General features: G+C 68.3%; 24 protein-coding genes. 8 read left to right on the forward strand and 16 right to left on the reverse strand.

Annotated features, from left to right (window positions below):
- Window positions 1-25: 25 nt before the first annotated feature.
- From flgL to flgB, 11 genes are read right to left on the reverse strand one after another with little or no spacing between them, the layout of a single operon-like run.
- A complete protein-coding gene (flgL, locus tag EV672_RS08615; protein WP_133608298.1) occupies window positions 26-1,282 on the reverse strand; it encodes a flagellar hook-associated protein FlgL in 1,257 nt (418 codons plus the stop codon).
- An 11-nt stretch (window positions 1,283-1,293) separates the two neighbouring features.
- Window positions 1,294-3,069: a flagellar hook-associated protein FlgK gene (flgK, locus tag EV672_RS08620; RefSeq protein ID WP_133608301.1), complete on the reverse strand. Its 1,776-nt coding sequence runs from the start codon at window positions 3,067-3,069 to the stop codon at window positions 1,294-1,296.
- Window positions 3,070-3,092: 23 nt separating this feature from the next.
- The gene (gene flgJ, locus EV672_RS08625; protein WP_133608303.1) at window positions 3,093-4,037 is read right to left on the reverse strand and encodes a flagellar assembly peptidoglycan hydrolase FlgJ; all 945 of its coding nucleotides are present in this window, start codon (window positions 4,035-4,037) and stop codon (window positions 3,093-3,095) included.
- Window positions 4,037-5,167 (reverse strand): flagellar basal body P-ring protein FlgI, encoded by a 1,131-nt coding sequence (locus tag EV672_RS08630; protein WP_133608305.1) that lies wholly within the window; start codon window positions 5,165-5,167, stop codon window positions 4,037-4,039. The genes flgJ and EV672_RS08630 overlap by 1 nt, the downstream gene beginning before the upstream one ends.
- Window positions 5,168-5,209: 42 nt before the next feature.
- Complete coding sequence (locus EV672_RS08635; RefSeq protein ID WP_133608307.1) at window positions 5,210-5,893, reverse strand: flagellar basal body L-ring protein FlgH; 684 nt, start codon at window positions 5,891-5,893, stop codon at window positions 5,210-5,212.
- A 5-nt stretch (window positions 5,894-5,898) separates the two neighbouring features.
- Entirely contained in the window at window positions 5,899-6,684 is a 786-nt protein-coding gene (gene flgG / locus EV672_RS08640) for a flagellar basal-body rod protein FlgG (protein WP_133608309.1), read from the reverse strand.
- A gap of 58 nt (window positions 6,685-6,742) precedes the next feature.
- On the reverse strand, window positions 6,743-7,474 hold the full coding sequence (gene flgF / locus EV672_RS08645; protein WP_133608311.1) for a flagellar basal-body rod protein FlgF: 732 nt from the start codon (window positions 7,472-7,474) through the stop codon (window positions 6,743-6,745).
- Window positions 7,475-7,493: 19 nt separating this feature from the next.
- Window positions 7,494-8,789, reverse strand: a complete 1,296-nt coding sequence (gene flgE, locus EV672_RS08650; protein ID WP_133608313.1) for a flagellar hook protein FlgE — start codon at window positions 8,787-8,789, stop codon at window positions 7,494-7,496.
- 37 nt (window positions 8,790-8,826) lie between these two features.
- Window positions 8,827-9,483: a flagellar hook assembly protein FlgD gene (locus EV672_RS08655; protein ID WP_133608315.1), complete on the reverse strand. Its 657-nt coding sequence runs from the start codon at window positions 9,481-9,483 to the stop codon at window positions 8,827-8,829.
- A 43-nt stretch (window positions 9,484-9,526) separates the two neighbouring features.
- A complete protein-coding gene (gene flgC / locus EV672_RS08660; RefSeq protein WP_133608317.1) occupies window positions 9,527-9,937 on the reverse strand; it encodes a flagellar basal body rod protein FlgC in 411 nt (136 codons plus the stop codon).
- Window positions 9,938-9,960: 23 nt separating this feature from the next.
- Window positions 9,961-10,407: a flagellar basal body rod protein FlgB gene (gene flgB, locus EV672_RS08665; RefSeq protein ID WP_133608319.1), complete on the reverse strand. Its 447-nt coding sequence runs from the start codon at window positions 10,405-10,407 to the stop codon at window positions 9,961-9,963.
- A 195-nt stretch (window positions 10,408-10,602) separates the two neighbouring features.
- On the opposite strand from flgB, the gene flgA reads away from it, so the two are divergent.
- The 3 genes from flgA to EV672_RS08680 all read left to right on the forward strand — a co-directional run bounded on the left by flgA (window position 10,603) and on the right by EV672_RS08680 (window position 12,207).
- A complete protein-coding gene (gene flgA, locus EV672_RS08670) occupies window positions 10,603-11,343 on the forward strand; it encodes a flagellar basal body P-ring formation chaperone FlgA (protein ID WP_243738595.1) in 741 nt (246 codons plus the stop codon).
- A 130-nt stretch (window positions 11,344-11,473) separates the two neighbouring features.
- On the forward strand, window positions 11,474-11,773 hold the full coding sequence (flgM, locus tag EV672_RS08675; RefSeq protein WP_133608321.1) for a flagellar biosynthesis anti-sigma factor FlgM: 300 nt from the start codon (window positions 11,474-11,476) through the stop codon (window positions 11,771-11,773).
- Window positions 11,774-11,811: 38 nt separating this feature from the next.
- Window positions 11,812-12,207, forward strand: a complete 396-nt coding sequence (locus tag EV672_RS08680; RefSeq protein ID WP_133608323.1) for a hypothetical protein — start codon at window positions 11,812-11,814, stop codon at window positions 12,205-12,207.
- Window positions 12,208-12,580: 373 nt separating this feature from the next.
- Here the strand turns inward: EV672_RS08680 and recJ are convergent, their stop codons facing one another.
- Entirely contained in the window at window positions 12,581-14,299 is a 1,719-nt protein-coding gene (gene recJ / locus EV672_RS08685; RefSeq protein WP_133608325.1) for a single-stranded-DNA-specific exonuclease RecJ, read from the reverse strand.
- 42 nt (window positions 14,300-14,341) lie between these two features.
- On the reverse strand, window positions 14,342-15,439 hold the full coding sequence (locus EV672_RS08690; protein ID WP_133608327.1) for a hypothetical protein: 1,098 nt from the start codon (window positions 15,437-15,439) through the stop codon (window positions 14,342-14,344).
- Between the two features lie 51 nt (window positions 15,440-15,490).
- Here EV672_RS08690 and EV672_RS08695 point away from each other — a divergent pair, with 51 nt between their 5' ends.
- Genes EV672_RS08695 through EV672_RS08715 form a run of 5 tightly spaced genes read left to right on the forward strand, consistent with a single transcriptional unit; the run spans window position 15,491 to window position 19,330 of the window.
- On the forward strand, window positions 15,491-16,756 hold the full coding sequence (locus EV672_RS08695) for a lipoprotein-releasing ABC transporter permease subunit (protein ID WP_133608329.1): 1,266 nt from the start codon (window positions 15,491-15,493) through the stop codon (window positions 16,754-16,756).
- Entirely contained in the window at window positions 16,749-17,543 is a 795-nt protein-coding gene (locus EV672_RS08700) for a DUF2189 domain-containing protein (protein ID WP_133608331.1), read from the forward strand. The genes EV672_RS08695 and EV672_RS08700 overlap by 8 nt, the downstream gene beginning before the upstream one ends.
- A 1-nt stretch (window position 17,544) precedes the next feature.
- Window positions 17,545-17,754, forward strand: coding sequence for a DUF2788 domain-containing protein (locus EV672_RS08705; RefSeq protein ID WP_133608333.1), 210 nt, complete (start codon window positions 17,545-17,547; stop codon window positions 17,752-17,754).
- 7 nt (window positions 17,755-17,761) lie between these two features.
- Complete coding sequence (locus tag EV672_RS08710; RefSeq protein WP_133608335.1) at window positions 17,762-18,463, forward strand: ABC transporter ATP-binding protein; 702 nt, start codon at window positions 17,762-17,764, stop codon at window positions 18,461-18,463.
- Between the two features lie 12 nt (window positions 18,464-18,475).
- Entirely contained in the window at window positions 18,476-19,330 is an 855-nt protein-coding gene (locus EV672_RS08715) for a TatD family hydrolase (protein ID WP_133608337.1), read from the forward strand.
- Here the strand turns inward: EV672_RS08715 and EV672_RS08720 are convergent.
- Genes EV672_RS08720 through EV672_RS08730 form a run of 3 tightly spaced genes read right to left on the reverse strand, consistent with a single transcriptional unit; the run spans window position 19,322 to window position 21,017 of the window.
- Window positions 19,322-19,723: a diacylglycerol kinase gene (locus tag EV672_RS08720; RefSeq protein WP_133608339.1), complete on the reverse strand. Its 402-nt coding sequence runs from the start codon at window positions 19,721-19,723 to the stop codon at window positions 19,322-19,324. The two genes, EV672_RS08715 and EV672_RS08720, sit on opposite strands and share 9 nt — an antisense overlap.
- A complete protein-coding gene (locus EV672_RS08725; RefSeq protein ID WP_133608341.1) occupies window positions 19,720-20,460 on the reverse strand; it encodes a phosphatase PAP2 family protein in 741 nt (246 codons plus the stop codon). Before EV672_RS08725 ends, EV672_RS08720 begins: the two co-directional genes overlap by 4 nt.
- The gene (locus EV672_RS08730; RefSeq protein WP_133608343.1) at window positions 20,457-21,017 is read right to left on the reverse strand and encodes a DNA-deoxyinosine glycosylase; all 561 of its coding nucleotides are present in this window, start codon (window positions 21,015-21,017) and stop codon (window positions 20,457-20,459) included. The genes EV672_RS08725 and EV672_RS08730 overlap by 4 nt, the downstream gene beginning before the upstream one ends.
- Window positions 21,018-21,047: the final 30 nt, after the last annotated feature.

Genomic DNA, 21,047 nt, shown 5'->3' on the forward strand with positions numbered 1-21,047 from the left:
TTTTCTGTGGGTGTGTGGGGGTGCGTCAGCCGTTGATGTACTGGAACAGCGAGAGCTTTTGCACCGAGGCATAGCTTTGCAGCGCGGCCTGGTAGCCCGTCTGGCGGTTCTGGAAGTTCGAGATGGCGGCGGTCATGTCCAGGTCTTCTGCGTTGGACTTCTCGGTGGCCGCGGCCAGCTTCAGCGTCTCGATGCGGCTTTCGATGCCGTCCATGCGGTTGAGTGATTCGCCGACCGCCGAGCGCGCCGCCTGCACATTGCCCAGAACGCTGTCGATCTCGGTCATGCCCGTGTTGACGGCCTGCTGGATGCTGCTGCTGGAGGCGTTCGTCTGGCTCAGGGCGGCGATCGTCTTGTCCAGGCTGCTGAACATGTTGAGGTTGTTGGTGGCTTCGCCGATGGTGAAGCGGTCGCCGTCGGCCGGGGCGCCGGCGATGGACACCGACATGCCCTTGCCGGTGATGTCGATGGTCTTGCCGCTGTTGTAGGGCTGGCCCGTGCTCAGCGTGGTGGCCGGTGCGGTCGAGTTGTCGAGCACGTCGTAGGTGGTGGTGCCGCCGCTCACATTGAAGCGCACGCTGTAGCTGGGCGAGCTGCCGCCGGAGGGGGTGGGGTAGGGCAGCTGCGACGGTGCGGTGACCGTGCCGGAGGTGATCCAGCCGGTGCCGCTGTTGGGGCCGCTGGTGTTGGCATTCGTGCCCTGCGCGGTGGTGAACACGCCGTTGCCGCCGCGCGCTTTCAGCCAGACCTGGTCGCCATCGACGGTGAGGTTGAGCTTCTCGCTGGACGAAGCCAGGGTTTCGCCGCCCTGGCCCACGAAGGTCACGCCGGTGTTGCCGTCCACGAAGGGCGGGGTGGCCGAGCCTTGGCCGCCGAACACGAAGCCGCCACCGCCATCGGGGCGGTTGGCCACGGACAGCAACTGGTTGCGGATCTCGCGCAGCTTGGTGGCCAGGGCCTTGCGCTCGCCATCGCTGTAGGTGCCATTGCCGGCGGCCACCAGGGTCTCGCGGGCGGTCTGCATCAGCTCCACCGTGTCGCCCAGGGCGGATTCGGTGATGTTCATGACGTTGCGGCTGGCGTCCAGCGAGCGCTTGTTGGCGTCGCTGCGGGCGATGCTGGCCAGGGCGCGCTCTGCGCGGGCGGCGGCCGTGGGGTCGTCGCTGGCCGAGTTCACCCGCTTGCCGGAGGTCAGCTGCATCTGCGATTCGGCCAGGTCCTGCTGGCGTTTCTGCAGGTTCTGGATCGAGGCGTCGTAGGCGTGGGCGGTGGCAATGCGCATGGTCAATCTCCTCAGCCTCGGGCGGTCTGCAGCAGGGTGTCGAACAGGGACTGGGCGATCTGCAGCACCTTGGCGGCCGCCTGGTAGCTTTGCTGGAACTGGATCAGCCGGGCGGCTTCCTCGTCGAGGTTGACGCCGGTGGTGCTCGAGAGGGTCTGCTCCGAGGTCTTGGCCAGGGTGCTGGAGATGCTGGCGGCGGTCTTGCCCCCTTGCACGGCCACGCCGAGGTTGCCGATCATTTGCGAGTAGGCGTCGGTGACGGTCGCGTACGAGGCACCGTCCAGCGTCACCATGGCCTTGTCGCGCAGGGCCAGGAAGGCCTGGGCATTGCCGTTGTTGCTGGCTGGGTAGGTGGTGCGCGCGATGCTGATCTTGTCACCTGCACGTGGTACGCCCGAGATGCTCAGGTTGAAGAGCTGGCTGCTCGGGGTGGACGCCGGGTCGGCGTCGTTCAGCGGTGTGCCGGGCGTCCAGGTGCGCTTGGGCGTGGTGTCTTTGTAGGGCGTGCCCGCGCTGTCGGTGAAGCGGTAGGTCAGCTGGGTGGGGTCGGAGGCGCTGGTCTCGAACACCACGGTCAGGCCGTTGGCCGTGGTGGGCAGTGAGGTGGCGAAGTCGGGCGCATTGGCCTGCGGCAGGGCCCGTGCCATGGTCAGCGAATCGATGCTGGCCGTGCCGGTGTTGCCTGCCTGGACCGATGCCACCAGGGGCGACGCCGCAGCCAGTCCCTTGGGTTGCACCAGGTTCATGCCGATGCTGGTGGCGCTGGCGGTGTTCAGGAACAGCGGCGTGCCCACGGGGGTGCCGGCGGCGGTGAACGTGGTCTGCAGGGCGCCGGTGGCATCGACACCCAGCGACTGCTGCTGGTTGAGGGCCGAGGCGAACTGCGACACGAAAGCGTTGAGGCCTGCGCGGGTGTCCGCGATGTCTTTGTCCTGGAACTGCAGCAGTCCTTTGATGGCGCCACCCGTCATCTGGTCGGAATCCAGGATGCGGTCGGTGTTGCCCGTGCGCAAGGCCACGCGCCCCAGGGTGCTGTCCAGCGGGTCGCGCACCACGCTGAGCGTTTGTGCCGAGTTGCTCAGCACCAGCAGCTGGCCGCCACCCATGAAGACGCTCAGCGAGCCGTCATCGGCCTCGACGGTGTTGACTTGCACCAGCTCGTTGAGCTGCTTGACGAGCTGGTCGCGCTGGTCGAGCAGGTCGTTGGGCTCGTGGCCGATGCCCGTGTAGCTCGCGATGGCCTGGTTGGCCGTGGCGATCTGCTGGGTCAGGGAATTGATGCGGCTGACCGTGGTCTGCATGTCGGACACGGTGCCGGCCTGCAGGTCGTCGAGCTGCTTGCCGGCGGTGTTGACGCGGCTGACCCAGTCCTGGGCGCGCGCCAGCACGACCTGGCGGGCGGACATGTCCTGCGGCTGGTTGGCCACATCGACAAAGGCATTGAGCACTTGCTGGGCGGCATAGCCCAGGCCGTTCTTTCCGGTGGGCAGGACCTTCTCCAGCTGGTTCAGCTTGTCCAGGCGCGCTTGGTCGGCCGACGAGGTGGCAACGTTGACGTTGTTCTCGCGGATCAGGAATTCATTGGTGTTGCGCGTGACGGTGGCGACCTTCACACCCCGACCATAAAAGCCCGCCCCGGTGAACAGCCCGCCCTCGGTCTGCAGCTCAACCTGCTGGCGCGAATAGCCCGGCGTGTTGACGTTGCTGATGTTGTTGCTGGTGGTGTCCAGCATGGCCTGGTTGGCCAGCATGGCGCGCGCGCCGAGGGAGAAGATGCCGGTGCCCATGGGGTGCTCCTGTGCTCAGCGACTCAGGCCAGGCTGCGCTGAACGCGCAGGGCCGTGTTGATCACTTTGGTGAGCTTGTCCGCATAGGCGGGGTCGGTGGCGTAGCCGGCCTTCTGCAGGCCCCTGGCGAAGCCGCTGGCCGTGTCCGCCTGCGCGACCGTCTGACTGTAGCGCGGGCTCTGGCTGAGCAGGCGGGCGTGGTCCTTGAAGGCGTCGGCGTAGGAGTCATACGCGCGGAATTTGGCCGTGACTTTGTGCGCAACCCCGCCAACGTATTCCGTCGTGGTGACCTCGGCGACCTTGCCTGTCCAGCCCGGTGTGGCCTTGATGCCGAACAGGTTGTGGCTGGACGAACCGTCCTTCATCTTGATCTCGTGCTTGCCCCAGCCAGACTCCAGCGCCGCCTGGCCCAAGATGTGACCGGCCGCCATGCCGGTGGCCGCCTGGGCTTCCTGCGCGGCGGCCTGGTGCTTGCGGATGAACTGTTCGGAGGCGCTCAGGCGCTTGTCGCCACTGGCCGGTGCGCCTGCGGATGCGGCGGCAGGTGCGGCTGCACGGCGTTGACCGAGGTCGGTGCTCATGCTCAGGCCGTTCAGCGGGGCGGCGTTGCCACTGGCGTCGCTGCTGGCCGCGCCGTTCTTGAGGCCCATCTGGCGTTCCAGCTGTCGCACGATCAGGTCGCTCAGGCCCCCGGGGCGGCCCGTCATCTGGCCGGCGAACTGGGTGTCCAGCATGCTGGTGCCCATCTCGGTGGCCTGGTTGTCCAGCATGCCTGTGCTCATGGTGGAGGCGCGCATGCTCTTCATCAGCTCCTGCATGAACAGGCTTTCGAGCTGCTTGGCCGTCTCGCGGATGGCGGATTGGGGGCTGGCGCTGGAGCTCGACTTCAGGCGCTCCAGGGAGCGCACGTCCATCGTCAGGCCGGCGTTGGTGCCAGGGATCTGGCCGCTGGGGGAATTCAGGCTCATCAGATCACCTCCAGCTCGGCTTGGAGTGCGCCGGCCGCCTTCATGGCTTGCAGGATGGCCAGCAGGTCCTGCGGGTTGGCGCCCAGGGTGTTGAGCGCCTTGACCACATCGGTCAGCTTGCTGCCCGCCGGCAGCTGGATCAGGGCGCCAGGCGCCTGGTTGATCTGGATGTCGTTCTTCTCGGTCACCACGGTCTGGCCATTGGAGAAGGCACCGGGCTGGCTGACCGAGGGGGTGGAGCTGATCGTCACCGACAGGTTGCCGTGGGCCACCGCGCAGGGGCCCAGGGTCACGGCCTGGTTGATCACGACCGAGCCCGTGCGGGCGTTGATGACGATGCGCGCGGCTGGCGTGGCGCGGTCCACCGAGAGGTTCTCCAGGTCGGCCATGAAGGCCACGCGCTCGCCAGAGGCGGTGGGCAGTCGCACCGCGATGCTGCGGCCGCTCAAGGCCTCCGCGGTGCCTGCGCCCTTGGCCTTGTTGATGGCATCGGCCACATCGCGGGCCGTGTTGAAGTCGTCGGACTGCAGGTCGTACTGCACCACGCTGCCTTGCGCCCAAGGCGTGGGCACCGCACGCTCGACCGTGGCACCCGCGGGAATGCGACCGGCGCTGAGCTGGTTGATCTGCACCTTGGCGCCACCGGCCGAGGCACCGGCCCCGGCGATGATCAGGTTGCCCTGCGCCATCGCGTAGATCTGGCCATCGGCGCCCTTGAGCGGCGTGGCGATCAGCGTGCCGCCGCGCAGCGACTTGGCATTGCCCAAGGAAGACACGTTCACGTCCAGGGGCTGGCCCGGCTGGGCGAAGGGGGGCAGGGAAGCCGTGACCAGCACCGCGGCCACGTTCTTGAGCTGCATGGGCGCACCGGCTGGCACCGTGATGCCCAACTGCTGCAGCATCGCGTTGATGCTTTGCGAAGTGAAGGGCGTTTGGGCGGTCTGGTCGCCGGTGCCGTCCAGGCCCACGATCAGGCCATAGCCCATCAATTGGTTGGACCGGACGCCCTGGATGGCGGCGATTTCCTTGAGGCGAACCGCCTGCGCATTGATGGGCCACCACAGCGCTGCCGACGCGGCCAGCAAGGCCAGGGCGATCAGCAGTTTGAGCAAACGGTCAGTGGTGTTCATGGCGCCGACTTCCTTGGGGGTTCGGCTCCATTGTCCGAACCTTTAGAACGGCGAAATGCTCAAAAAGAAGTGCGCAAGCCAGCCTATTTGCTGGGCATCCTGGTTGGCGCCTCGGCCCATCTGCTCGATGCGCACGTTCGCCACCTCGGTGGAGGCCACCGTGTTGCCCGGCTGGATGGAGTAGGGGTCGATCTGGCCCGAAAAGCGCAGCACGTCCACGCTCTTGGCCAGCCCGATCTGCTTTTCGCCCGACACGATGAGGTGCCCATTGGGCAGCACCTCGATGACGGTGGCCGTGATGGAGCCCGTGAAGTTGTTGTTGGCCGAGGTGGTGCCTCTGCCATCGAACTTGTTGTTGCTGCTGCCCGCGGCACCCAGCTTGGCCAATTGCGCCACGTTGGCCAGCGGCACCGCCGTGATCTCGCTGCTCACAGAGCCCTTCTTTTCCAGGGTGCTGGACGTCTCGGTTTTGGCCGTGATTTTTTCCGAGATGGTGATGGTGATGATGTCGCCCACCATGCGCGCGCGGTGGCTTTCGTACAGCGGCCGGTACGCAGCGCTCTGGAACAGCGAGCCGTTCGAAATGGGCGCGTAGGTGGCAGCGGAAGGCCGCACCGCGGTGGGCTGGGCCACATCGACCCGGGGCCTGAGGGTCTCGCAACCGCTCAGCGCCAGTGCGGCTGCGCACAGGGCGAGGGCGCGCAAGGGGAGGAGGCGGTGCAGCATGTTCATCACAGCTGCCCCAGCTTTTGCAGCATCTGGTCCGAGGTCTGGATGGCCTTGGAGTTGAGCTCGTAGGCGCGCTGCGTCTGGATCATCGTCACGAGTTCCTGCACGACGTTGACGTTGGACGTCTCCACGAAGCCTTGCGACAGGCTGCCCAGGTTGGTCGATGTGGGCGTGCCCTGTTGCGGCGGGCCGGAGGAGGCCGTCTCGGAGAACAGGTTCTGGCCCTTCGGGTCGAGGCCGGCGGCGTTGATGAAGTTCGAGAGCTGGAACTGGCCGATCCGCGCAGGCGTGGTCGTGCCCGGCAGGCTGGCCGTGATGACGCCATCGCTGCCGATGGTCAGGTTGGTGGCCGTTGCCGGGATGGTCGCGCCACCCGTGTTCACCGGGTAGCCGGTGTTGGTGACGATGCGGCCCTGGTTGTCGATCTGGAAAGAGCCATCACGCGTGTAGCCAATGGTGCCGTCCGGCAACTCGACCTCGAAGAAGCCCTTGCCCTGGATGGCCACGTCGAGGTTGTTCGACGTCTGCTGCAGGCTGCCCTGCGTGAACTGGCGCGAGGTGGCCACGGCGCGCACACCCAGGCCGGCTTGCAGGCCGGTCGGCAGTGTGGTCTGGTCGGTGGTGTTGGCGCCGCTTTGGCGCAGGTTCTGGTACATCAGGTCTTCGAAAACGGCGTGCGATTGCTTGTAGCCGTTGGTCGAGGCGTTGGCCAGGTTGTTGGAAATGTGGTCCAGCTGGGTTTGCTGGGCTTCCATGCCGGACTTCGATACCCACAGGGAACGCATCATGTTGGGACTCCTTTGGCGTGGCGCCAGTCAATCAGGGTGGCTTGAGCGGGAGCGGTTGTCAGGCGCCGGCCGACAGCAGCTGGGCCGCGGTCTTCTCGTTTTGATCTGCCGTCTGCATCATCTTGGTCTGGGTCTCGTACTGTCGCGACGCCGCGATCATTTGCACCATGGTCTCGATCGGGTTGACGTTGGAGCCTTCCAGCGCGCCTTCTTGCACGCGGGCCACGGCACTGGCGGGCAAGTCGGCGCCATCGGGTGCGCGGAACAGGCCGTCATCGCCACGGGTCAGGGGCCCTTCCGGAATGACCAGCTTGAGCCTGCCCACCGCCGTGCTGCGGCCGTTGACGCCCTTGGCGCTGACCGTGCCGTCGCTGCCGATGCTGACCTCGCTGTCCGTCGGCACCGTGATCGGGCCGCCGTCGCCCATGACCTGGCGCCCGTTGGCTGTCACCAGCGTGCCCTGGGCATCGACCATGAAGGCGCCGAAGCGGGTGTAGGCCTCGGTGCCATCCAGGGCCTGCACGCTCAACCAAGCATTGCCTTGCGCCGCCACGTCCAGCGACCGCCCTGTGACGGTCAGCGGGCCGGGCTTGGCGTCGTAACCCACCGTGGTCTCCAGCGAGTACACGCGGGTGGAGGCGCCGTCGCCACGCACCGGAACTGCGCGCACCGCGTGCAGCTGCGCCCGAAAGCCCGTGGTGTTGACGTTGGCCAGGTTGTTGGAAAGCACATCCTGCTGCGCCATGTTGGTCTTGGCGCCGGCCATGCTGAGGTAGATCATGCGGTCCATGGCGTGCTCCTAAAGCGCATCAGCGCAGGTTCACCAGGGTCTGCAGGACCTGGTCTTCTGTCTTGATGGTCTGGGCATTGGCCTGGTAGGCCCGCTGCGCCACGATCATGCTGACCAGTTCGCCGGTGAGGTCCACGTTGGACTCTTCCAGCGCACCCGACTGCAGCAAGCCATACACGCCGCTGCCGGGCGCACCCAGTGGCAAGGGCTCACCCGAGGCGTTGGTGGCTTTCCACTCGTTGCCCCCGATGGGCTGCAGGCCGTTGAGGTTCTTGAAGTCGGCCAGTTGCACGCGGGCAATCGCTTTCGATTGGCCGTTGGTGTAGCGCGCCTTGACGGTGCCGTCGGTTTCGATCAGGAAGTCCGACAGGTTGCCTTGCGCGTAGCCGCCGCCGGACAGCTCCGTCACGGCGTAGTTGCCGGCGTACTCGGTGGACTTGGACATGTCCAGCGTCACGCCCGTCAGCGGCTGGCCGTTCTTGCCGCCGGGAATGCTGGGAACGGTGAACACCGTGCCCGCGGGCAGGGTGCCATCGGGGTTGTAGGTGAACGTGGCGATGGGGGTGGGCACGCCGGCCGTGCTGTTCACCGAGGCCGCGTTGGTGTTGCCGTCGGCGCTCAGGTACACAGCCCACTGGCTGCCGGCCGCCGCGACGGGTGGCGTGGCACTCGGGTTGGCCGCAACAGCGTCGGTCACTTTGCGGAAATAGTAGTTCAGGGCCACGGGCGCACCGTTGTCACCGTAGGCCGTCTGCGAGGTCACGAAGTTGTAGCTCTTCGAGTTCGCGAAGTCCACCGCAACGGCCGGGATGGTCGCTTTGGCATCCATGTTGGCCGTCAGGGTGATGGCGCTGGCCTTCTGCGGCGCGGAGCCGTCGTTGCTGAGGCGCACAGGCGAGCCGGCCGGGCCGGAAGGGGCGCCGGTATCGTCCAAGGCCTGGCCCAGCAGTTGGTGCTTTTCGTTGTTGACGATGAAGCCCGAGGCGTCGCGCTTGAACTGGCCGTTGCGGGTGTAGACCGTTTCGCCCTGTGCCGTTTGCATGGCGAAGAAGCCGCGGCCGTTGATGGCCAGGTCGAGGTTGTTCGAGGTGGTGGTGATGTTGCCCTGCGTGAACTGCTGGGCCACCGCGCCAATGCGCGCACCGATGCCGATGCCGTTGCTGCCGCCACCACCCAGCGAGGCCGCGTACATGTCGGCAAACTCGGCCCGCGAAGATTTCGCACCATAGGTGTTGGCGTTGGCCACGTTGTTGCCAATCACTTCCAGGCTCTTGCTGGAGGTGTTCAGGCCGGAGAGTCCTTGCTGGAAGCCCATGGTGATGTCCTTTCGGTGACTGCAGGAAAATCAGGGGTCAGGCGACGGCCTTGACCTTGCTGTAGGCGGTGGAGCCGCTGTTGCGCAGCTCCAGGGTGAGCGTGCCGCTGGAGGTGTTGATGGCGTCGACGGTGTCGGTCATCAGCGTGCTGGCGTTGATGGTGGTGTTGCCGCTGCTGGCCGTGACCTTGAACGTCAGCCCTGCCGTGCCGGTGCCGTCGGGCGGCGTCCACTGGAAGCCCTGTTGGCCCGAGGGCACGCCCGTCTGGTTGACGGAGTCGATGGTGACGCCCGCTGCGTTGATGATGTCGATGCGCACGCTGCTGGCGGCGCCGTCCAGGCTGTAGGCGCCCGTGGCGACCTTGCCTGTGCTGTCGAATGCCAGCTGGTTGCCGTCCAGCAGCACCTGGCGGCCCACCAGGGAGGCGCCCTGCAGCATCTGCATCTGCGCCATGCCGGCGTTCATCGCGCCCATGGTGGTGTTGAGCTTGTCGATCCCTGTGACCGTGTTGATCTGCGCCATCTGGCTGGTCACCTGGGCGTTGTCCATCGGGTTCAGCGGGTCCTGGTTCTGCATCTGCGTGACCAAGAGCTTGAGAAAGCGGTCAGACGCCTCGGAGGCCTGCTGGCTGACCGTCTTGGTGGTCGATGTGGCCGAGGTGGCGGCGTTGGTGCTGTTGACGGCGGTGGTCATGGTGTGTCCTTCGTGTCAGGCCAATGTGTCGGCGCAGGCGGCGTCAGCCGCTTTGGCCCATCTGCAGGGTTTTGCTCAGCAGCGTCTTGGCCGTGTTCATGACCTCGATGTTGTTTTGGTAAGAACGCGAGGCCGAGATCATGTTGACCATCTCCTCCACCGCGTTCACGTTGCTGTAGGTCACATAGCCCTCGGCATCGGCCTGAGGGTGTTTCGGGTCGTGTACACGGCGGCCAGGCGCGTTGTCTTCCGTGATCTGCGACACGTTCACGCCGGCCGTGCCCACATCGCCCATGGGTGTGGTGCTGAACACCACCTGGCGGGCTTTGTAGGCCTGGCGGTCGGGGCCCGCCACCGTGTCGGCGTTGGCCAAGTTGGAGGCCACGACGTTGAGGCGCTGCGTCTGCGCGCTGACCGCGCTGCCAGAAACGTTGAAGATCTTGAACATCGACATGGTGTGCTCCTGTCAGCCGCCCGTCACTGGCCGGTCATGGCCGTGTTCAGCGTGCGAACCTGGCCGTTGATGAAGCGCAACGTGGCCTCGTAGCGCAGGGTGTTGTCGGCGAAGCTGGCGCGCTCGCGGTCCATGTCCACCGTGTTGTTGTCCAGGTTGGTCTGGGCTGCGCTGGCGTAGTTCAACTCGGGGTTGGCGGCGCCTGCGCCCTGGCCACTCACGCCATTGAGGCCGAGGTGACCGCTGCGGCTGGTCGCCATGGCGAGGCGTGTGCCGCTGGCCAGAGGGGTCTGTGCGCTGGAGGTGCGGCCTGTGGCCCGGCTCAGCGCATCTGAAAAATTGAAGTCGCGGGCCGTGTAGCCGGGGGTGTCGGCGTTGGCGATGTTGCTGGCGATGAGGCGCTGGCGCTCCGACCGCAGCGTCAGCGCGGTGGCGTGGAAGTTCAGCGAGTCGGTCAGTTGGTTCAGCATCTTCAGGCCCTCCGGCGGTCACGACATCTGCCGCCTGGTGGCTGGCCGAGCCAGCGATTCCCAACGGGATGCAGGTTCAGTCAGCATGGGTCCGATGGTGTGCCTTTGGGCCCCAAAACATGAGCCGGAATAAAGCGGCAAAGCCCGCGCATTTCTCGCCCTTGCGCGTCGGCTGCCTTGCGTACATTGCAACGCATGGACACGCTCGACTCACCCCACCCGCTGATGCTGGCCCTGCTGCTCGGCCTGGCGCCCATGGCCGCCGGTGCGCAAGCTGCGGCCTCTGGCGCCGACGCGCTGCAGTCCCAGGTGGAGGGCCTCCTGAAACAACAGAACCTGCCGCAGGCCAGCGCAGGCGATGGCAACCAGCGGCAGCCCTGGCGTGTGGAAGTCACACTCGGGCAGCTGGACCCGCGCCTCAAGCTCGCGCCCTGTGACAAGGTCAAGGCTTACCTGCCCGACAACGCCCAGCTCTGGGGCAAAACCCGCGTGGGCCTGCGCTGCGAGCAAGGGCCGGTGCGCTGGAATGTGTACTGGCCGGTCACGGTGAAGGTCTGGGGCAAGGCCCTGGTCGCTGCCGTGCCACTGCGCCCCGGCAACACCGTGGCGCAAGCCGACGTGGTGGTGGGCGAGGTCGATTTGGCAGCCTCGGGCTCGCCGGCGCTGGTGCGCGTGGCCGACATCGTGGGCCGCACCGTGGTTCGCCCCCTGGAAGCCGGCCAAAGCGTGCGCCAGGACGACGTCAAATCCCGCCGCTGGTTCGCCATCGGCGACCCGGTCAGGCTGAACGTGCGCGGCGAAGGCTTCCTGGTGGCGTCCGAGGGCGTGGCGCTCAGCCCGGGCGACGAGGGGCGCTGCGTCCGTGTGCGCATGGACAATGGCCGGGTGCTGTGCGGCCAGCCCGTGGGTGAGCGCCTGGTGGAGGTCACCCTGTGACGGCACACTTTTTTACCGCTTCCACCCCCCTGTACCAGGGGGTTTGGGCATTTCAGACTAAAGTCGCCCCAGGCCGCGTCGATATCGCGGATGTGACCACTCGGCATTTGCCGGGATCAAGGAGTGCATCATGAAAATCGGCAACCCCCTGGACAAGGCGCTTGGCGTCAGTCCGCGAACGGAACCTGCCTCGACCACCAACACCGCCAACAAAGCATCTTCCACGGATGCGGCGGTGGGCCAAAGCGCCAAAGTCACGCTGTCTTCGGCCTCCAGCTTCATGGCGGGCAACGACGGCGTGGTGGACGCGGCCAAGGTGTCCCGCGTCAAGCAGGCCATCGACGACGGCAGCTACAAAGTCAAGCCCGAGGTGATCGCTGACAAGCTGATCGCCAACGCCAAAGAGCTGCTGCAAGGCCGTCAGCGCTGACCAGCACCGATCAGCACCGATCAGCACTGAGCGCCACCATGCCGAACCTGTCTGCTGTCGCCATGACAGATGCCGTCCAGACCCACCTGGGTGAGATCGAATCTCACCTGGGTGCGCTGGACGCCGCGCTGGCCTCGGGCGACGCCGACCGCATCGAGCAGCAGTCGCAGATTTTGCAATTGGGCTTGGCCCAAGGGCTGGCCGCCTTCCGGCAGGCCGCCACATCGGGCGCCGCCTTGCCCGCCGACCTGCACCAACGCCTGGTGCTGGCACGAACGCGTTGCCTGCAGCAACAGCAGTCCGTGCAACTGGCCTCGGCCTCGCTGGGCCGCACGCTGGGCGTGCTTTTCCCCAGCCAGGACGGCGCCCAAGGCGCCACCTACGGCGTGCCGGGGCAGGGCGCGGGCGCCCGGGCGATGAGCGCTTACCGCTGAGCCTGGGCCGGCGGCTGAGCTGCCAGGCTGGGCTGTCGCTCTCTGAGCGCCTCTCGCAAGGCGCCGAGCTCGGGCTGCAAGCCGAAAAACCTTGGCCGCAAGGCAAAAAGCCTTGCCCGCAAGCCGAAAAGTGTCGTCCGCAACTGGAAAAGCCTTGCGCGCAAGGCGCTGCGTGCGGGCCGCAAGCCAAAGTTCTTCGCGCGCGACGCGTTTTGCCTTGCGCGCAAGGCCCTCACACTTCGCCCACAAGCCAAAACCAGTCGCGGGCCGCCCTTTGATCTTCGCGCGCAAGCCTTTCTGGCTTGCGTGCAAGGCACCGGGCCTTGCGCGCCAGGCAAATCGGGCGACGGGCGGGTGAAAACCGCTTGCGGCCTCAGTCCGCCATGCCCTCCACCACCACCTGCACCCGCTGCCGCCCCTGGAATTCGTCCAGGCTGACGCGGTAAGCCAGCTGCGCGCGGTCGGGCAGGGGCTCGGTGCGGCCGAACCAGATGCCGTCGCGCACGGTGCCTTGCACGCGCAGGCTGAGCTTGAGGTGGCGCTCGCCGACCAGGCGCTGGCCCAGCACCTCCACCTCTTCGCTGAACACGGGCGCATCGAAGCCCGGGCCCCATACGGCGGCGTCCATCTGGGCCACGGCCTCGGCGGTGAAGCATTCGGGCGCCAGCGGGCCGTCGGTGCTGAGCTGGCGGGCCAGCAGGGCGGGTTCGATGCCGGCCTCGGCCACGCGCTGCAGCTCGTCGCGGAAGGTGTCGAAGCTGCTGGCTTCGATGGTGCAGCCCGCGGCCATGGCGTGGCCGCCGAATTTCAGCAGCAGGCCGGGGTGGCGCTTGCCGATGAGGTCGAGCGCGTCGCGCAGGTGAAATCCAGGAATCGAGCGGCCCGAGCCCTTGAGCAGGCCGTCTTGGCCGCGCGCGAACACGAAGGCCGGGCGGTGCAGGCGGTCTTTGAGGCGCGAGGCGACGATGCCGACCACGCCTTCGTGGAAGTCGGGGTCGAAGAGGGCCAGCGCGGCGGGGGGCTCGTCCTGGGGCATGAGCGCTTCGAGCATCAGCTCGGCCTGCTCGCGCATGCCCGACTCCATGTCGCGCCTTTCGCGGTTGATGGCGTCGAGCTGGCGGGCCAGGGCCTGGGCGCGGGCCGCATCGTCTGTCAGCAGGCACTCGATGCCCAAGCCCATTTCGGCCAGGCGCCCGGCGGCATTGATGCGCGGGCCCAAGGCGAAGCCGAAGTCCTGGCTGGTGGCCTTGGCCGGGTCGCGGTTGGCGGCGGCGAACAGCGCGGCAATGCCCGGCTGCATGCGCCCGGCGCGGATGCGCTTGAGGCCCAGGCTGACAAGGCGGCGGTTGTTGTCGTCCAGGCGGCCCACGTCGGCGATGGTGCCCAGGGCCACCAGGTCGAGCAGGGCGTCGATGCGCGGCTGTTGCGCGGCCTCGAAAGCACCGCGGCGGCGCAGTTCGGCGCGCAAGGCCAGCAGCACATAGAACATCACGCCCACGCCGACCATGGCCTTGCTGGGGCAAGGGCAGCCCGGCTGGTTGGGGTTCACGATGACGTCGGCCTCGGGCAGGCTGACTCGGGCCTGCGCGTCGATGACGGGGAGGTGGTGGTCGGTGATGAGCACCTTCATGCCCAGGCCGCGTGCGATGTTGACGGCCTCGTGGCTGGCCATGCCGTTGTCCACGGTGACCAGCACATCGGCGCCGCGGGCGCGGACCATCTCGACGATGGGCGGCGTCAGGCCGTAGCCGTGCACGGCGCGGTCGGGCACGACGTAGCCGATGTGCTCAGGCTGTGCGCCCAGCATGCGCAGGCCGCGCAGGCCGGTGGCGCAGGCGGTGGCGCCATCGCAGTCGTAGTCGGCGACGATGCAGATGCGCTGGCCCTGCTGGATGGCGTCGGCGAGCAGCACGGCCGCCTCGGTGCAGCCCTTGAGCGATTCGGGCGGCAGCAGGCGGGCGGGGGCGTCGTCGAGTTCGTCTGCCGAGCGGATGCCGCGGGCGGCGAAGAGGCGGGCCAGCAGGGGCGGCACGCCGGCTTGCTCCAGGCTCCAGGCGCTGCGGGGCGGGACGTCGCGGGGGATGAGTTTCATGCGGGGCCGGTGTGGGGAGCTTCGGGATGAGGCTGGGGAGCGTCAGAGCGGGGCCAGGATGGCCGAGGGCAGGGGCGCGGCGCGGCGGGGGCGCAGGGCCTGGAGTGGCCGTTGGAGTGATCGCTGGAGGGTGCCCATGAAGCCACCCATGAAGCCGCCACCATCGGCGGTGCCGGTGCCCAGCGTGACCGCGTGGCGCTCGCCGCACAGGGTCAGGCGCAGGGGCTGGCCGGCGTCCAGGCGCCGCACCAGCGCGGCCAGCACGGTGGCGTCGAGCTGCTGCCAGGCGTCCACCCAGACGGGCATGTCGTCGGAGAGCAAGCCGGCGCGCAGGTCGTCGCACAGGGTCAGGCCTGCGGGCCACACCGGCAGGTCGGGCAGCCCACCACTGGGCAACCGGCCGCAGCCGCTCACCCAGAAGGAGTTGACGGTGTCTCGGCCCTCGGCCTCGCGCCGGGCGTTCAGCGGGTGCTGGTAGAGCGACATCTGCACCTCGGCCTGCAGGCGGCGCAGGGCGCGTGTGGCGTCGCTGGCAGTTTTTCTTGCAGCATCGGCGCTCAGCCACAGGTCGGGGTTGCGGCCCACGACGCGGTCCAGCGAGGCCGTGGGCAGGCCGTCCAGCAGGGGGTGGCTGGCGTACCAGCGGGTGGGCGCACCCCAGCGCAGCTGCCAGCCGTCGTCTTCGAACAGCGGGCGCAGGGCTTCGAGCAGGGCTTGCGAGGTGGCGGCGTCCAGGCCCAGCGCGTTCGGGTCGAGCAGGGTGAGGTGTTCGCGGCCCATCAGCCAGTGGCCGGGGCTGAGCAAGGCCCAGCAGGCGTTGGCGTCGAGCTGCAGGCCGTCTTGCGCGGCCCACCAGTGCGCCCAGGGCAGGCGGCCGTCGGTGTCGGGGCCCACGGGCCAGCCCAGCGCGGCGGCCAGCACCCGCTCGTGCGGCATCGACAGGGCGTACTCGTCGCCATCGCTGCGGGCGACCACGCCCAGGCGCGAGGCCAGCGCGCGCAGGTTTGGCAGGCGGCCTTCGGCGTCCAGGTGGGGCAGGGCGTGCTGGCAGGGCTCGGAGAGGCTGGCCGCGAACGGGATGAGCCAGTGCGGCGTGGCGTCCTGGGAGGGCAGGCGGGGTGTGGAATCTGTGGACGGCATGGCGGGCGGTGGCGTGGTCCCCGATTATCGAGTGGGTACACTCCCCCCAACATGAACTTGCCTTTCGATTTGCCCTACGAGTGGCGCGTGGGCTGGCGTTACACACGCGCAGCCCGCTCGGCCCGCCGCAATGGCTTCATTTCTTTCATTTCCGGGGTGTCGGTGCTGGGCATCGCCCTGGGGGTCGCGGCCCTGATCATCGTGCTGTCGGTGATGAACGGCTTCCAAAAGGAAGTGCGCGACCGCATGCTGTCGGTCATCGCACACGTCGAGATCCTCGACACCTCGGGCATCGGCCTGCGCGACTGGCAGGTGCTGGCCGCCGAGGCGAAAAAGCACCCGGCCGTCGTTGGCGCGGCGCCCTTCGTGCCTGCCCAGGCCCTGATCGCCCGGGGCGAGGACATGCGCGGCAGCGTGGTGCGCGGCATCCTGCCCGAGGCCGAAGCGACGGTCACGCCGCTGGCCGCCACGATGAAAGACACCTTCGCGCGCCTGACCCCGGGCGGCTGGGGCGTGGTCATCGGCCAGGAGATGGCGCGCTCGCTGGGCGTGATGGAAGGCGATTCGCTCACCCTGGTGGCGCCCAGCGGCCAGGTCACGCCGGCGGGCGTGGTGCCCCGCGTCAAGCAGGTCACGGTGGTGGGCACCTTCAGCGCCGGCCACTACGAGTACGACAACGGCCTGGTGATGATGCACATCGACGATGCGGCCAAGCTGTTCCGCACCGGCGGGCCGAGTGGCTTGCAGCTCAAGCTCAAAGACCCGCAAGACGCCCGCTTCGTGGCCACCGAACTCTCTGACCGCCTCGGCGGCGACGTCGTCGTGCGCGACTGGACGCGCACCAACCGCAACTGGTTCGACGCCGTGCAGGTGGAAAAGCGCATGATGTTCATCATCCTCACGCTCATCGTGGCGGTGGCCGCGTTCAACCTGGTCTCCACCCTGGTGATGACCGTGACCGACAAGCAGGCCGACATCGCCATCCTGCGCACCCTGGGCGCCAGCCCGCGCTCCATCATGGGCATCTTCATGGTGCAGGGCTCGCTCTCGGGCGTGATGGGCACGCTGGGCGGCCTGGGCCTGGGCCTGCTGGTGGCCTGCAACATCGACGTCATCGTGCCCTTCATCGAGCGCTTGCTGGGCGTGAACTTCCTGCCTGGCAGCATCTACCTGATCAGCAAGATGCCCTCGGACCCGCAGTCCGCCGACGTCGTGCCCATTGCCGTGATTTCGCTGCTGCTCTCCTTGCTGGCCACGCTCTACCCGAGTTGGCGTGCCAGCCGTGTGCAACCTGCCGAGGCCCTGCGATATGAGTGATGCCCGAAGCCACGTCCGCCTGCCGACCGAGCGCCCCCTGCGCGTGCGCAAGGTGCACTCCCTGCGCACCTTCCTGTGGCTGGCGCGCGGCTGGAGCGACTTCATGGACGCGCCCCTGGTCGGCCTGCTGCATGGCATCGCGATGGGCGCCTTCGGTGGCCTGATCATGTTCCTGGCCTGGGACCGCTTCTGGGTGCTGGCCGGTGCGCTGTCGGCTTTCCTGATGGTCGCGCCCATCCTGTCCACCGGGCTGTACGCGGTGAGCCGGGCGCTGCTGCGCGGCGAAGACGCCGGCTTGGCCACCGTCTGGCAGGTGTGGGCCTCGCTGGATGGCCGCCTGGTCAGGTTCGGCGTGCTGCTCACCGCCCTGGGCACGGGCTGGGTGGTGTCATCCGCCGCCCTCATCACCCTGGGCGTCAAGCCGCCCGTGACCACGCCCAACGATTTCCTGATGCGCGTGGTGCTGGCGCCCGATGGTGGCTTGTTCGAGATCTGGTTGATCGTCGGCGGGCTGATGGCCGCGCCGGTGTTCGCCTCCAGCGTCGTCGCCATCCCCTTGCTGCTGGACCGCCGCGTGTCGGTCCAGAAGGCCGTGCTCACGAGCTGGAAAGCCGTGATGGCCAACCCCATTTGCCTGAGCCTGTGGGCCGCGATCGTGATGTCGCTGAGCCTGCTCGGCCTGGGCACCCTGATGTTTGGTTTGATCCTCGTGATGCCGATCCTGGGCCATGCCACCTGGCATGCCTACCGCGATCTGGTGGTGCGGGATCCGGGTGAAGCGGATTGACATGGGTGGTTTCACAGAAGAACAGATTGCGCAGTTGGGGCTGACCGTTGGCGTGGGCGGCTTCATCCTGTACATGGTGTTCATCATTTTCCAGCTGGCGCGCGAGTCCAAGGCCGGCAAGTTCGGCACCTTCGTGCTTTTCCTCGTGCTGGGTTTTGGCTTGCTGGGCTTCGTGGCCAAGAACGTCATCGCCTGGCTGTTGAACATCTGAGGCAGGCATGGCCGATTCATCCCGAAATTTGTCTGCAGACCTGATCCTCGATGCGCGCGGCCTGGTGCGGCGCTTCCACGAAGGCCCGCTGGATGTGACCGTGCTCGACGGCGTGGACCTCAGCGTGGCCCGGGGCGACACCCTGGCCGTGGTCGGCACCTCCGGCTCGGGCAAGAGCACGCTGCTGCACCTGCTGGGCGGCCTGGACGCGCCCACGCGCGGCTCGGTGCGCCTGATGGGGCGCGACCTGGCGCAGCTGTCGGCCGCGGAGCAGGGCGCCTGGCGCAACCAGCACCTGGGCTTCATCTACCAGTTCCACCACCTGCTGCCCGAGTTCACGGCGCTGGACAACGTGGCCATGCCGCTGATGATCCGGCGCATGCCCATCGACCAGGCGCGAGCCCAGGCCGAGGCCTGGCTGGACCGCGTCGGCCTGCGCAACCGCGTGGGCCACCGCCCGGCCGAGCTGTCCGGTGGCGAGCGCCAGCGCGTGGCCGTGGCCCGCGCCCTGGTCACACAGCCTGCCTGCGTGCTGGCCGACGAGCCCACCGGCAACCTCGACCGCCAGACCGCCGACACCGTGTTCGCGCTGATGCTCGACTTGGCTGCGCAGCAGGGCACGGCCCTGGTCATCGTCACCCACGATGGCGAGCTGGCCCAGCGCTGCGCCCAGCGCCGCCGCCTGGTGGGTGGCCGCTTCACCGACTGACGCAGGCGCGGCATGGCGGTCTGGACCGACACCCACTGCCACCTCGACGCGCCCGAGTTCGACGCCGACCGCGAGGCCGTGGTGCAACGCGCCCGCGAGGCCGGTGTCGGCCTGATCGTCATCCCCGCGGTGTCGCCGCAGACCTTCGCACCGGCCCGGGATGCGGCCCACCGTTTCGGCGGCGCCTACGCCCTGGGCATCCACCCGCTGTTCGTTCGCCAGGTGCCCGACGACGCCCTGGCCTTGCTGGACGCCGCCCTGCAGCGTTGGCGCGAGGACCCGCGCCTGGTGGCGGTGGGCGAGATCGGCCTGGACCACTTCGTGCCCGAGCTGCAGGACGAGGCCAGCCGCGCCTTGCAGGAGCGCTTCTACGCCGCGCAGCTCGACCTGGCCGTGGCGCATGGCCTGCCCGTCATCCTGCACGTGCGGCGCAGCGCCGATGGCCTGCTCAAGCACCTGCGCCGCCTGCGCGATGTGGGTCGCCCCGTGGCCGGCGGCATCGCGCACGCCTTCAACGGCAGCGCGCAGCAGGCCCAAACCTTCGTTGAGCTGGGCTTCAAGCTGGGCTTTGGCGGCGCCATGACCTTCGAACGCGCCTTGCAGATCCGCCGCCTGGCCGCCGAGCTGTCGCCCGAAGCCCTGGTGCTGGAAACCGATGCACCGGACATCCCACCGCACTGGCTCTACGTGACGGCCGAGGCCCGCGCCCGCGGAGAGCGCAGCCGCAACGAACCGAGCGAGCTGCCGCGCATCGCCCAGACCCTGGCCGGGCTGCGCGGCCTGTCGCTGGACGCGCTGCGCGAGCTCACCACGCGCAATGCACTGGCCGCTTTGCCCAGGCTGGCCGCGCTGCAGGCTTCAGCCTAGCCAGCCCAGCCAGGGCAGCACATGCCCGACCAGGAAGGCCGCGCCCACGGCCAGGGCCGCCAGGGTACTGACCAGCACCGCGCCCGCGGCCACGTCCTTGCACAGGCCAATGGCGGGGTGGCGCCCGGGGTGCAGGTGGTCGGCCAGGGCTTCGATGGCCGTGTTCAGCAGCTCGGCGCTGACCACCGCGCCCACCGTCAGGGCCATCACCGCCCACCACAGGGCGGGCGCGTGGCTGAGCGCCAGCAGCACCGCCACGGCCACCGTGGCCAGGGCATGGGTGCGCACGCTGGCTTCGAGCCGCCAGGCGGCGCGCAAGCCGTCCAGGGCATGGCCCAGGCGTGCGGTGAAACCTTGGCCTTTGAACGCGTCCGGTTCGTTGGGGGGTGTCATGAGCGTGTGCCTGCCTGTGTGTGAGCGACCGGGCCCGAGGCTGCGCCCAGGCCTTGACCCAGGCCCAGCCGGCGCGCCAGCAACCAGCACGCCAGCGCCCAAGCCGCGCCACCGGCCCAGCCGGCGACCACGTCCGAGGCCCAGTGCACGCCCAGATACACCCGCGACACGCCCACCGCGCCACTGAGCAGCGCGGCCATGCCCAGCGCGTAGGCGCGCAAGGTGGTGCGGGGCGTCAGCCTGGCCACGAGCGCGGCCAGGGTCAGGAAGACCACGGCCGACATCATCGCGTGGCTGCTCGGGAAGCTGTGGCCCGCGGCCACGGTGGCGTGGAAGACGGCGTCGGGCCGGTCGCGCGAAAACACCGCCTTGAGCCCCAGCGCCAGGGCCTGCCCGCCCACGGCCGAGCCCAGCGCCAGCCAGGCCATGCCGCGCTGGCGCGCCAACATCAGCCCGCCCCACACGGCCACCACGGTGAAGGCCAGCACGGCCGGACTGCCCAGCGCGGTGAGGTCGCGCATGCCCTCCTGGAACCACAGCGGGCCCCAGGGTTGGTCGGGCAGGGCGTCCACGCGGCACCAGCTCAGGATGCGCAGGTCCAGGGCATGCGCCTCGCCTTCGAGCACCTCGCTGGCGATCTTCATGAAGCTCCACACCGCGATGCCGAGCGCCACGATGGGCGCCAGCAAGCGGATCTCCTGCGATCGCCAGAGTGTGGCCAGCGTGCTGGGCTTCATGCAGCGTGCCCCTCGATGGGCCGCATCACACCCGCCTGCTCGAACACCGCCCGCCACGCCGCCAGCTTGCGCTCGAACGACCAAGACGCATTCGCCGGGCTGGTCGATGGCAACTGGGCCACGGGCAGGCCCAGGGCCTGGGTGATGCGCCTGTGCCGTGCGGACTCCCCGCCGTTGTGGGCGATGGCACGCAGCGTGGGCAGCTGGCGCACGAGGCCGGGCAGGTCGTTGAGCTCCGCCTCGCGGATGGCGCTGTCTAGGCTGCCCTCGCGCTCGCAGCCGGCATAGACGTCCCAGATGGCCAGGCCGTGGGCGTGGGCCAACGGCAGTCGCTCGGCATAAGGCCGGTGCTGCAAGGCCGCGTCACCCGACAGGCCCCACAGCGCCGACACAATCGGCCAGAAGTGGTTGCGAGGGTGGGCGTAGTACTGCTGTGCCTTCAGGGAAGCGGCGCTGGGGAAGCTGCCCAGCACCAGCAGGCGCGCACCCGGCGCGACCACGGGCGCCAGCCCCGACAGGCGTGCGGTGCTGCAGGGTGGATGCGTCGCCAGGCTCATGCGGTCACTGTGCCACATGTGCCAAACTCG

Origin of the sequence: Aquabacterium commune, from assembly GCF_004362855.1 — a bacterium.
GTDB classification, from domain to species: Bacteria; Pseudomonadota; Gammaproteobacteria; order Burkholderiales; family Burkholderiaceae_C; genus Aquabacterium; species Aquabacterium commune.